Source organism: Serratia sp. BNK-23 (assembly GCF_047456145.1).
GTDB lineage: Bacteria > Pseudomonadota > Gammaproteobacteria > Enterobacterales > Enterobacteriaceae > Serratia > Serratia nematodiphila.
Genome location: NZ_CP179900.1, coordinates 4,920,430 through 4,933,210, shown reverse-complemented (window position 1 = coordinate 4,933,210; position 12,781 = coordinate 4,920,430). Strand labels below are relative to the sequence as shown.

Sequence of the window (12,781 nt, the reverse complement as noted above, 5' to 3'; positions counted from 1 at the left end):
GCCGATCCCTCCTGCGGTTAATTGCCAAGGAGACTACCATACCCGATGTGCGGGCGGGAATGTTGAAGGGTAAGGAGAAAATCGCAGGGAGGCGGCGGGGCGCAGGTGGCGCCCCGCACGGGATTACTGCAGCGGGCTGAGCGTGATCTCGACGCGGCGGTTTTGCGCCTTGCCTTCCGCGGTGCTGTTGGAGGCGATCGGGTTGTCCGGGCCGGCGCCGGTGGTGCGGATACGGTTCGCCGCCACGCCCTGGGTGATCAGCGCGCTGGCTACGCCGTCGGCGCGCTGCTGCGACAGGTTCATGTTGAGCGAACGGGAACCGGTGCTGTCGGTGTAGCCGACCACGTTGACCGCGGTTTTCGGATACTCTTTCAGCACCATGGCGACGCCGGTCAGGGTGTTGGCGCCCGCCGGTTTCAGCGTGGCGCTGCTGCTGTCGAAGGTCACGTTGTTCGGCATGTTCAGCACGATGTTGTCGCCCTGACGGGTGACGCTGACGCCGGTGCCTTTCATCTTGTCGCGCAGTTTGGCTTCCTGCACGTCCATGTAATAGCCTACGCCGCCGCCGAGGGCTGCACCGGCCGCTGCGCCGATCAGCGCACCCTTGCCGCGATCTTTCTTGGAAGAGGACAGCACGCCGACGCCGGCGCCCAGTGCGGCGCCGAGGCCTGCGCCGATGCCGGATTTGCCGGCTTCGGATTCACCGGTGTAAGGGTTGGTGGTACAGGCCGACAGCGCGAGCGTAAGGCTCACGGCGCCGGCAATAATTGCAATGCGTTTTTTCATGTTCTTGTCCTTAATGGCATCAGAATCTGTACGCGCCGGCCCAAAGCGGGGACGCAAAAAAGTGGGTGACGCAGGGAGCCCGCATCGCCGCGCTACCTATGACGCGCGCTTTCGCCGGCAGTTCCGGAGAAAAACGTGACAAATGATGAGCGCGGGTAAGTGCTGGGGGAGTTATGCGGCAAAACGCCGGGCGGCGCCATGCAGCGGATTCCTAATTGTGCGCATCCGGGGTGCGGATGCGCCTTTTTTAAGCGTAACCGGTTGAGTTTTCGACTGCCGGCCAGTTCATGATCAGCGTATAGGCCTGGGTTTCATCATTGAACAGGCGCTGCGTTATCTGAAAGCCGTGCTTGTGGTAGAACGCGCAGGCGCGCAGGTTCTGTTGGTACACCTCCAGACTGAGTCGGCGGTAGCGCTGTTGCACGTGCGTCATCAGCGCCTGGGCGACGCCGCGGCCGTGAAACGCCCGATCGACAAACAGCGCGCCGATGAACTGCTCGTCCAGCACGCTGATAAAGCCGACGATCTCGCCTTCGTGCCAGCAGGCCCAGCTTTGCGCGCGCGGCAGGTAGTTTTCCCGCACCAGCGCGGCGCTCTCACGCCAGTATTTTTCCGCCACGAACGGATGGGCGGCGATGGTGCTGGGCAGCCACAGCGCCATCAGCCGTTCGATATCCTCCGGGCCACAGGGGCGGATCACCGTGGCTTTGGGTAACACATGCACCCCGTGAGATGATCGTTCACCAGCCCGCTGGCCTGCATGAAGGCGTAACAGATGGTGGAGCCGATAAACTTGAAGCCGCGCTTTTTCAGCGCCTTGGACATGGCGTCGGACTGCTCGGTTTTGGCCGGCACCTGGTTCAGCGCTTGCCAGCGGTTGAGCTGCGGCCGGCCGCCGACGAAGTCCCAAATGAAGGTAACGAAATTCTCCCCGGCCGCCTCCATCGCCAGATAGGCCTTGGCGTTGGTGATGATGGCTTCTATCTTGCCGCGATGGCGGATGATGCCGCTGTCCTGCAGCAGGTTTTCCACGTCTTGTTCGGTCATGGCGGCGACCCGCTGCGGATCGAAACCGTGGAAAGCGCGGCGGTAGTTCTCGCGCTTTTTCAGGACGGTGATCCAGGAAAGGCCGGCTTGCTGCCCCTCGAGGCACAACATTTCAAACAGCTCGCGCGCGTCGGTGGTGGGCGCGCCCCATTCCTTGTCGTGATACTCGAGATACAACGGATCGGCCGTCACCCAACCGCAACGTTCGTCTGCCATCCTGAATGTCCTTATGCTGTGTTTATGAACAGTAATCATCGCTCGAAGCGCCGAACTTGGCAAGTCTCTGATTGTTTTGTCATCAGCCCGCTTGACGTGACGAAAAAGCCGACAATAGTTACTACATGGCCGGTGGAAAACTGACCAACGATAAAAACGACATGGCCTTCATTTGCAGGCTCTCAGGAGTCGATTCATGCCTCTAAAAATAACGTGCATGCCCCGCCCGGCGGCGCTTGCAGTGGCGTTACTTTGCAGTGTGACCCTTCCGGCTCAGGCGTACGATCAACTCTACGTCTTTGGCGACAGCCTGAGCGATACCGGCAACAACGGCCGGTTCACCTATGACGGCAGCCAGCACCTGCTGTACGACGAAGCGTTGGCGCAACGCATCGGGGCGGCGCTGGTGGCTTCGGACAACGGCGGTGAGAACTACGCCGCCGGCGGCGCCGTGGCGGTGCCGGGCCTGAACCCGGCCGACAACACCCAGGAGCAGGTGCAGCGCTATCTGAACCGGGTCAATGGCCAGGCCGACGGCGACGGTTTGTATATTCATTGGATCGGCGGCAACGATCTGGCGGCGGCGGCGCTGAATGCCGCTACCGCGCCCGGCGTGGCCTATAACAGCGCCGCCGCGGCGGCCGCGCAGGTGCATTCGCTGCTGAACGCCGGTGCCGGCACGGTGATCGTGCCGACGGTGCCGAACATCGGCTCCACGCCGCAGCTGATGGAATTGATCATTCAACAGGCGCTGTCTCCGGTGCAGGGGGCGGCGATCCAGGCGGCCTATGCCACGCTTAATTCGGTGGCGACGCCGGACAACGCTTCACGCACGCAGGCGATCCACGCAGCGTTGGCCGCTGCGGCGAAACAGGGCAGCGCCATTCCTCAGGTGCAGCAGGCGATCGCCGCGCAGCTTATCGCGGCGTATGACGGCCTGAGCGCGCAGGCCGCTCAGCTGACCGATTTCTATAATCAAAGCGAAGACCGTTTGCTGGCGCAGGGGAGCGGCAATATCGTGCGGGTGGACGTCAACAAGCTGTTCGCCGAAGCGATCGCCAATCCGGCGCAGTTCGGCTTCGCCAACACCGCCGGCATGGCTTGCCCGCCGGGCGTTTCCTCGGCGGTATGCCGTTCCGACATGCCCGGCTTCGACGCCGGCCAGTCCTATCTGTTCTCCGACCATTTCCACCCCAGCCCACAGGCGCACCTGCTGATTGCGGATTATATCCAGGCGGTGTTGGATGGCCCGGCGCAGGTGGTGGCGCTGAATCAGGCGACGGCGGCGATGGCGCGTGACAGCCGCGCCACGCTCGACAGCCGCTTCCAGCAGCTGCGCAACGGCGACAACCCGCAGGGTTCGCTGGGCGTGTTCGGCGGTTACGCCGGCCAGCATTACGACTATGCCGATAACCGGGCCGCGGGGGACGGCAACGCTACCACCCACAACCTGACCGTCGGCGTGGACTATCAGCTGACCGACAGCTGGTTGATCGGTGCGTTGATCGCCGGTTCCAACGACGATCAGCATCCTTCCAGCCGCTTTGATTACAAGGCGCGCGGGCTGCTGCTCTCGGCTTTCAGTTCGCTGGCCATATTCGAGCAGGGATGGGTCAATGCCGATCTGCACTATGCGACGATGGATTATGACGACATCCGCCGCAGCATGCGGTTGGGGCCGCTGACGCGCACCGAAACCGGTTCGACCTCCGGCAAGCAGTGGGGGGCGCGCGTGACCGCCGGCTATGACTTCCCGATCGCTTCTTACCTGACCACCGGGCCGGTGGCGCAGTTCGCCTGGGATTACAGCCGCGTTTCCGGTTACAGCGAAGACGGCGATGACAGCACCGCCATGCGCTTCAACGATCAAACCTACCACTCGCAGATCGGTGCGTTGGGTTGGCGGCTGGATACGCAATTCGGCGTGTTTAACCCTTATGCGGAAGTGAGTTATCAGCATCAGTTCGGCGATGACGTCTACCGCGCCGGCGGCGGCCTGAAATCGACGCAAACCTCATTTACTCGCGACAGTGCGGGCCAGGACAAAAACTGGGTGGATGTCACGCTCGGGGCCAACATGCCGTTGACGGACAGGGTGTCGGCCTTCGCCACCGTCTCGCAAACCGGCGGCCTGAGCAGCGGCGAGCAGTTTATGTATAACGTCGGCGTCAGCGCGCGTTTTTGAATGGGGTGCCTGCAGAGCGCGTTTGCCAAAGGCGCGCTAAATGGCATTGCGTAAGCGATACGTTCTTATAAGGGAAGCTAATTAAGAGGAAGCGGACGGGAATTAATTATGCGGACCGTCATGATGCTGACGGAAATACAAAAAAAAACTGATCCTATGAAAGGATCAGGTAGCCACTTGGCCAACACCAGGGAAAATTTTAATTATTATTGTATAACCAAAGATTAACTGTCAATGGGTTTATGTGGCTCATTGTTGGCGTATTACATATCCGCTTGTTTCTCCTCGAGTCGCTGCCGCGGCCCATCGCGTGATCTCTCCTTATTTTTCACGATATAAGAAATAATTTGGCGGTTAGTCACATTATCTGCCGGTGAGGCGAGTTTTTTAGTTGATAAAATTAACAAAAATAACATTGGCGTAACTTTGCCCTGTGGCAAATATAAGCATGTGTGCATTTCAATCTGCGTAAATAGGGTTGGTGAGAACAGGAGCTGCGGGCGAATAAGTGACGATTTAAGCAACGATTAGTCTCGTTTTTTGTTAAGTTATTCTAATGTTTTTGGCGGGTCGTATTTTCGCCCCGTTCGTCGCCGGTGAAATTAGCCGGCTAACCGGCGCCCTGTCCTGCGCGCGCCGCGCGCGAAAATCCAGCGTTTCTCGCCCCGATTCGCACTTGTTGCCGGATTCTGGCTGTATATCTTACGGTCAACGGGTATACTGGCTCATTCCATCTAAATCCACTTGTATCGCGTGCGAATTCAACATGCAAAAGTTTGATACCAAGACCTTCCAGGGCCTGATCCTGACACTGCAGGATTATTGGGCGCGCCAGGGCTGCACCATCGTTCAACCATTGGACATGGAAGTCGGCGCGGGAACCTCACACCCGATGACGTGCCTGCGCGCACTGGGGCCGGAGCCGATGGCCGCCGCCTATGTGCAGCCATCTCGCCGCCCGACCGACGGCCGCTACGGCGAAAACCCGAACCGTCTGCAGCACTACTACCAGTTCCAGGTGGTGATTAAGCCATCGCCGGACAACATTCAGGAACTCTACCTGGGCTCGTTGAAAGAGCTGGGTCTGGATCCGACCATCCACGACATTCGCTTCGTGGAAGACAACTGGGAAAACCCGACGCTCGGCGCCTGGGGCCTGGGTTGGGAAGTGTGGCTGAACGGCATGGAAGTGACGCAGTTCACTTACTTCCAGCAGGTCGGCGGCCTGGAGTGCAAGCCGGTGACCGGCGAGATCACCTACGGTCTGGAGCGTCTGGCGATGTACATCCAGGGCGTGGACAGCGTGTACGATCTGGTGTGGAGCAACGGCCCGCTGGGCGTCACCACCTACGGCGACGTGTTCCATCAGAATGAAGTGGAGCAGTCCACCTACAACTTCGAATACGCCGACGTCGACTTCCTGTTCTCCTGCTTCGAGCAGTACGAGAAAGAAGCCCAATCGCTGCTGGCGCTGGAAAAACCGCTGCCGCTGCCGGCCTACGAACGCATCCTGAAGGCGGGCCATACCTTCAACCTGCTGGACGCGCGCAAAGCGATTTCGGTGACCGAGCGCCAACGCTACATTCTGCGCATCCGCACGCTGACCAAAGCCGTTGCCGAAGCCTACTACGCTTCCCGCGAAGCGCTGGGCTTCCCGATGTGCAACAAGAAGAACGAGAACTAAGAGGCAGCCATGACTCAACAGACTTTCCTGGTGGAAATCGGCACGGAAGAGCTGCCGCCGAAGGCTCTTCGTTCCCTGGCGGAATCTTTCGCCGCCAACTTCACCGCCGAGCTGGACAACGCCGGCCTGGAACACGGTGAAGTGAGCTGGTTCGCCGCACCGCGCCGCCTGGCGCTGAAAGTGGCTAACCTGAGCGCGGCGCAGGCCGATCGCGAAATTGAAAAACGCGGCCCGGCGATCGCCCAGGCGTTCGACGCCGAAGGCAAACCGAGCAAAGCGGCCGAAGGCTGGGCGCGCGGCTGCGGCATCACCGTCGATCAGGCTGAACGCCTGGTGACTGACAAGGGCGAGTGGTTGATGTACCGCGCCCACGTCAAAGGCCAGTCGGCGCAGCAACTGCTGGCCGGCATGGTCAGCACCGCGCTGGCTAAACTGCCGATCCCGAAACTGATGCGTTGGGGCGACTCCGACGTGCAGTTCGTGCGTCCGGTGCACACCGTTACGATGCTGCTGGGCGCCGATCTGATCCCGGGCACCGTGCTGGGCATCGAATCCGCGCGCACCGTGCGTGGCCACCGCTTCATGGGCGAAGCCGAGTTCACCCTCGATAACGCCGACCAATACCCGCAGATCCTGCTGGAGCGCGGCAAAGTGGTCGCCGACTACGAAGCGCGTAAAGCCCTCATCAAACGCGACGCCGAACTGGCGGCGCAGAAGATTGGCGGCAAAGCCGATCTGAGCGACAGCCTGCTGGAAGAAGTGGCCTCGCTGGTGGAATGGCCGGTGGTGCTGACCGCCAAATTCGAAGAGAAATTCCTGGCGGTGCCGGCGGAAGCGCTGGTGTACACCATGAAGGGCGACCAGAAGTATTTCCCGGTGTACGACGCCGCGGGCAAACTGCTGCCGAACTTTATCTTTGTGGCCAATATCGAGTCGAAAGACCCGCAGCAGATCATTTCCGGTAACGAGAAGGTGGTGCGTCCGCGCCTGGCCGATGCCGAGTTCTTCTTCAACACCGATCGCAAGAAACGTCTGGAAGACAACCTGCCGCGCCTGGAAACCGTGCTGTTCCAACAGCAGCTGGGCACCCTGCGTGACAAGACCGATCGCATTCAGGCGCTGGCGGGCTGGGTTGCCGGCCAGATCGGCGCCGACGTCAACCACGCCACCCGCGCGGGCCTGCTGTCGAAGTGCGACCTGATGACCAACATGGTGTTCGAATTCACCGACACCCAGGGCGTGATGGGCATGCACTATGCGCGCCACGACGGTGAGGCGGAAGACGTCGCCGTTGCGCTGAACGAGCAGTATCAGCCGCGCTACGCCGGCGATGCGCTGCCGCAGTCGCTGGTGGCCTGTTCCCTGGCGATCGCCGACAAGATGGACACCCTGGCCGGCATTTTCGGCATCGGGCAGCATCCGAAAGGCGATAAAGACCCGTTCGCGCTGCGCCGCGCCGCGCTGGGCGTGCTGCGCATCATCGTCGAGAAAAACCTGCCGCTGGATCTGCAGACCCTGACCGAAGAGGCGGTGCGCCTGTACGGCAGCAAGCTGACCAACGCCAAAGTGGTCGATGAGGTGGTGGAATTCATGCTGGGCCGCTTCCGCGCCTGGTATCAGGAAGAAGGCCACGCGGTCGATACCATTCAGGCGGTGCTGGCGCGCCGTCCGACCAAGCCGGCCGACTTTGACGCGCGCGTCAAGGCGGTATCCCACTTCCGCACGCTGGACGAAGCGGCGGCGTTGGCTGCGGCCAACAAACGCGTCTCCAATATCCTGGCCAAATCTACCGAAACGCTGAACGACAGCGTGCGCGCCTCGGTGCTGAAGGACGCGGCGGAGATCCAGTTGGCGACCCACCTGGTGGTGCTGCGCGACAAGCTGCAGCCGTACTTCGCGGCGGGCAATTACCAGGAAGCGCTGGTGGAACTGGCTGCGCTGCGTGAACCGGTGGATGCGTTCTTCGACAACGTGATGGTAATGGCGGACGATGCGGAAGTGCGCGTGAATCGTCTGACGCTGCTGAGCAAACTGCGTGAATTGTTCCTGCAGGTGGCGGATATCTCCGTACTGCAGTAAACGGCTCTGTGCTGTGAAAAGGCGCCTGCGGGCGCCTTTTTTATTTCCGTTTCCTGGGTGCGAAGGCAAGGTCGCCTGGCGACTTGGGGGGCGACTTGGGGGGCGACTTGGGGGGCGACTTGGGGAAATTGAAGCATCCGGTCGCCGACGGCAATGAACCTCAGTGCGTTTTGCGCACGATGTTCAACCGCCTCCGGCCGAGACAATGTTCACCGCAAACGGAATCGCGTATCGGAACGCCGCCAGTTGATCTATTCTTATAGGCGCACGGAGTGCGGAAAAAGGGGCGGAGTCCAATGAAAAAGCAGGTTTATAACAGGAGTTATGTCACATGGCGGTAGGGATCCAGAGCAGAGGTTTCGCGCGTTGGTTGGCACCGGTATTGGCATTGTTGGTGGTCATGCAATTGACCGCCTGCGGCGATAAAGAGCCGGAACAGCGCAAAGCATTCATTGATTACTTACAGAATACCGTGATGCGCAGCGGGGCGAACATCCCCACGCTGAGCGAAGACCAGAAGCAGAAGTTCGGCAACTATGCCGGCGATTACGCGATTTTGGTCGGCTTTTCACAGCAGCTGTCCAAGTCGGTCGGCGCCAGCCTGACGCCAGCGCTGGATCAGATTAACCAGATCCGCACCGCACAGGACTATCTGAACAAACGCGATGCGCTGCAGCAATCGGTCGGGGCGTTGAACCTGCTGGGCCAGCAGATCCAGTCCGCCAAGTCGCAGGCGGATACCGCCCGCACGGCGCTGAAACAGCCCGACGATCTGAAGGCGGTGTATAACCAGGCCTATGACAAAATCGTCACCGCGCCGGCCAACGCCCTGATGCCGGCAATCCCGACCACCGCCAGCTTTGTGCAGGATCTGGTGCAGGTTGGCGATTTCCTGCAGAGCCAGGGCAATCAGGTCAGCTTCAACAACAACGGCGTGCAGTTCCGCACCGCGCAGCAGGTGGCGCAGTACAACACCATGATGTCGAATCTGGTGGCCAAACAGCAGAACCTGGTGAATGCGCAGAAAGCCATTCAAAGCGTGACGCAATAACGCGCCTACGACGATCTACAGGCCGGCATTGGCCGGCCTGTTTTATTTCCCCTCAGCGTTTCCAATAGCTTGCTGGTTTATTACGCAGGCTTCTGTACTACACTTCAATTAATCCATTCATTCGGCATTGTAGTTTTCTTTCATTCATCACTTCGCTAGTTCCCGGCGGGATGAGTGCTCACAGGGAAGATCAAACAGAGCGTCGCGTTCGGGCGCTGCAGCTAAAAATAAATTGTGATGTTTATCACAATTTAAAAACAAACAACCAAGTTAAAAATGTGACATTAATCACTTTATTGTCGGTTTTTGGGCGGTTTTTTTCTCACTGTGCTTTTTTTACACGCCATAAATGTGATCTTTATCACCATAAATGAGGGGTTGTTGGGGTGTTGTGTGTGACTTGCGTCACAAAAAATTCGTGAAGTTCGCGTGACAAAAACAGCGTGATAGAGTCCGTTTCGCATACAGCGGCAACACGGCTGGATCGTCACAACAATAATCACGCGCTCTATTGTCAGCGCGTAACAATAGGGGTGTGTTTTATGTTTTCACCAGACATCAAGGTTAAAGTGCAAAACTTTGGCCGCTTCCTGAGCAACATGGTGATGCCCAACATCGGCGCCTTTATCGCCTGGGGGATTATCACCGCGCTATTCATTCCAACCGGCTGGCTGCCGAATGAGACCTTAGCCAAGCTGGTCGGCCCGATGATCACCTACCTGCTGCCGCTGCTGATCGGTTATACCGGCGGGCGGCTGGTGGGCGGCGATCGCGGCGGCGTGGTCGGCGCCATCACCACCATGGGCGTCATCGTCGGCGCCGACATGCCGATGTTCCTCGGCGCGATGATCGCCGGTCCGCTGGGCGGCTGGGCCATCAAGCACTTCGACCGCTGGGTGGACGGCAAGATCAAAAGCGGCTTTGAAATGCTGGTGAACAACTTCTCCGCCGGCATCATCGGCATGCTGTTGGCGATCCTGGCCTTCCTGGGCATCGGGCCGCTGGTGGAGGTGCTTTCCAAGCTGCTGGCGGCGGGCGTGCACGTGATGGTGACGAACAACCTGCTGCCATTGGCGTCCATCTTCGTTGAACCGGCGAAAATCCTGTTCCTGAACAACGCCATCAACCACGGCATCTTCTCGCCGCTGGGCATCCAGCAGGCGACGGAAGCCGGCAAATCGGTGTTCTTCCTGATCGAAGCCAACCCAGGCCCGGGCATGGGCGTGCTGATGGCCTACATGTTCTTCGGCCGCGGCAGCGCCAAGCAATCCGCCGGCGGTGCGGCGATCATTCACTTCCTGGGCGGCATCCACGAAATCTACTTCCCGTACGTGCTGATGAACCCGCGTCTGCTGCTGGCGGTGATCCTGGGCGGCATGACCGGCGTATTCACCCTGACGATGCTGAACGGCGGCCTGGTGTCTCCGGCTTCCCCGGGGTCGATTTTGGCGGTGCTGGCGATGACTCCGAAAGGCGCCTACTTCGCCAACATTGCGGCGGTGTGCGCAGCCTTTGCCGTCTCCTTCGTGGTGTCCGCTTTCCTGTTGAAAACCTCCAAGGTGAAAGAGGATGACGATCTGGAAGCCGCGACCCGCCGCGTGCAAGAGATGAAATCGCAGTCCAAGGGCGGCGCGGCCGCGCCGGCGGCGGTCGATGGCGATCTGAGCACCGTGCGCAAAATCATCGTCGCCTGCGATGCGGGCATGGGCTCCAGCGCCATGGGCGCCGGGGTACTGCGCAAGAAAGTGGCCGACGCCGGGCTGAAGAACATCTCGGTGACCAACAGCGCTATCAACAGCCTGCCGGACGATGTGGATCTGGTGATCACCCACCGCGATCTGACCGAGCGCGCGATGCGCCATGCGCCGCAGGCCCAGCACATTTCGCTGACTAACTTCCTCGACAGCAAGCTGTATGGCGATCTGGTCGAGCGTTTGCTGGCGGTGAACACCGCTGCCGCAGCGGCCCCGCAGAGCGGCGCGTACGCGGCTGCAGAGGCCGGCGAACCGGGGCTGTTCAAGCTAAGCGAGAGCAACGTGTTCCTCAACCTGCAGGCCAGCGACAAAGAGCAGGCGATCCGCTTCGCCGGCGAGCAACTGGTGAAGGGCGGCTACGTTGAGCCGGAATACGTGCCGGCGATGCTGGAGCGCGAAAAGCTCACCTCCACCTACCTGGGCGAATCGATCGCCGTGCCGCACGGCACCATCGAGGCCAAAGACCGGGTGCTGCGTACCGGCGTGGTGTTCTGCCAATACCCGCAGGGCGTGCGCTTCGGCGATGAAGAGGATGAAGTGGCCCGTCTGGTGATCGGCATCGCCGCGCGCAACAACGAGCATATCCAGGTGATCACCAGCCTGACCAACGCGCTGGATGACGAGAGCGTGATCGAGCGGCTGGCGAATACCACCAGCGTTCAGGAAGTGCTGGACCTGCTCGGCGGCAAAAAAGCCGGATAACAGAATCATTTTCAAGGGTGCAGCGTGCTGCACCCTTCGACATTAAGAAGGTAGAGTTATGAAAGCATTACATTTTGGCGCAGGGAACATCGGCCGCGGTTTTATCGGCAAGCTGCTGGCGGACGCCGGGGTTGAGCTGACCTTCGCCGACGTCAATCAAACGGTGCTGGATCTGCTGAACAGCCGTAAAAGCTACCAGGTGCACGTGGTGGGCGAGCAAGAGCGCGTAGAGAGCGTCAACAACGTCAGCGCCGTCAACAGCGGCAGCGAAGCCGCGGTGGCGCTGATCGCCGAGGCGGATCTGGTGACCACCGCCGTTGGCCCGCAAATTCTCGCCAAAATCGCCGGCACGATCGCCAAAGGGCTGGTGCTGCGCCATCAGCAGGGCAATGTGCAGCCGCTGAACATCATCGCCTGTGAGAACATGGTGCGCGGCACCAGCCAGCTGAAGCAGCACGTGTTTGCCGCGCTGCCGCAGGACGAGCAGGCATGGGTTGAGCAGCACGTCGGCTTCGTCGATTCGGCGGTCGATCGCATCGTGCCGCCGGCGGACAGCAGCGATCCGCTGGAAGTGACGGTGGAAACCTTCAGCGAATGGATCGTCGATCAGACGCAGTTTAAAGGCCAGCCTCCGGCGATCGCCGGCATGGAGCTGACCGATAACCTGATGGCCTTCGTCGAGCGCAAGCTGTTCACCCTCAACACCGGCCACGCGATCACCGCCTACCTCGGCCAACGGGCCGGGCTGCAAACCATTCGCGACGCCATTCTCGACCCGGCGATCCGCCGCGTGGTGAAAGGGGCGATGGAAGAGAGCGGCGCGGTGCTGATCAAGCGTTACGGCTTCGACGCCGACAAGCACGCCGCCTACATCAACAAAATTCTCGGCCGCTTCGAAAACCCGTATCTGCACGATGACGTCGAGCGCGTAGGGCGCCAGCCGCTGCGCAAGCTGAGCGCCGGCGATCGCCTGATCAAACCGCTGCTGGGCACGCTGGAATACGGCCTGCCGCATGCCAACCTGATCCAGGGCATCGCCGCCGCCATGAGTTACCGCAGCGAACAGGATCCGCAGGCGCTGGAGTTGGCGGAATTGCTGAACACGCTCGGGCCGAAAGCCGCGCTGGCGCAAATTTCCGGCCTGCCGGCGGAAAGCGAGGTTGTAGAAGAGGCCGTTGCTGTGTATAACGCCATGCACAAGTAGAATCGTGATGATGAACACCCGAGCGCAGCTTGCTGCGCTCCTGGAACCCGAGTTCGGCATCGACGGCCCTCCC

The 12,781-nt window shown here is 60.4% G+C and carries 9 protein-coding genes; 6 read left to right on the top strand and 3 right to left on the bottom strand.

The features are described from left to right. Positions 1-123: 123 nt before the first annotated feature. The 3 genes from ACMGF9_RS23415 to ACMGF9_RS23405 form a co-directional block, all read right to left on the bottom strand. On the bottom strand, positions 124-786 hold the full coding sequence (locus ACMGF9_RS23415; protein WP_004933954.1) for an OmpA family lipoprotein: 663 nt from the start codon (positions 784-786) through the stop codon (positions 124-126). A gap of 247 nt (positions 787-1,033) precedes the next feature. After that, the gene (locus ACMGF9_RS23410; protein WP_015376160.1) at positions 1,034-1,486 is read right to left on the bottom strand and encodes an N-acetyltransferase; all 453 of its coding nucleotides are present in this window, start codon (positions 1,484-1,486) and stop codon (positions 1,034-1,036) included. Further along, entirely contained in the window at positions 1,483-2,049 is a 567-nt protein-coding gene (locus ACMGF9_RS23405) for a DNA-3-methyladenine glycosylase I (RefSeq protein WP_004933960.1), read from the bottom strand. Before ACMGF9_RS23405 ends, ACMGF9_RS23410 begins: the two co-directional genes overlap by 4 nt. 196 nt (positions 2,050-2,245) lie before the next feature. Here ACMGF9_RS23405 and ACMGF9_RS23400 point away from each other — a divergent pair, with 196 nt between their 5' ends. The 6 genes from ACMGF9_RS23400 to ACMGF9_RS23375 all read left to right on the top strand — a co-directional run bounded on the left by ACMGF9_RS23400 (position 2,246) and on the right by ACMGF9_RS23375 (position 12,708). Beyond that, complete coding sequence (locus ACMGF9_RS23400; protein WP_031299773.1) at positions 2,246-4,234, top strand: autotransporter domain-containing esterase; 1,989 nt, start codon at positions 2,246-2,248, stop codon at positions 4,232-4,234. Positions 4,235-5,000: 766 nt separating this feature from the next. Next, positions 5,001-5,918, top strand: a complete 918-nt coding sequence (gene glyQ / locus ACMGF9_RS23395) for a glycine--tRNA ligase subunit alpha (protein WP_004933966.1) — start codon at positions 5,001-5,003, stop codon at positions 5,916-5,918. Positions 5,919-5,927: 9 nt separating this feature from the next. Then, positions 5,928-7,997: a glycine--tRNA ligase subunit beta gene (gene glyS / locus ACMGF9_RS23390; protein ID WP_004933969.1), complete on the top strand. Its 2,070-nt coding sequence runs from the start codon at positions 5,928-5,930 to the stop codon at positions 7,995-7,997. Between the two features lie 331 nt (positions 7,998-8,328). Further along, positions 8,329-9,048, top strand: coding sequence for a DUF3053 domain-containing protein (locus ACMGF9_RS23385; RefSeq protein ID WP_015376162.1), 720 nt, complete (start codon positions 8,329-8,331; stop codon positions 9,046-9,048). A gap of 542 nt (positions 9,049-9,590) precedes the next feature. After that, positions 9,591-11,504: a PTS mannitol transporter subunit IICBA gene (locus ACMGF9_RS23380; RefSeq protein ID WP_015376163.1), complete on the top strand. Its 1,914-nt coding sequence runs from the start codon at positions 9,591-9,593 to the stop codon at positions 11,502-11,504. 58 nt (positions 11,505-11,562) lie between these two features. Next, positions 11,563-12,708, top strand: a complete 1,146-nt coding sequence (locus tag ACMGF9_RS23375; protein ID WP_021504154.1) for a mannitol-1-phosphate 5-dehydrogenase — start codon at positions 11,563-11,565, stop codon at positions 12,706-12,708. The last annotated feature ends 73 nt before the right edge of the window (positions 12,709-12,781 follow it).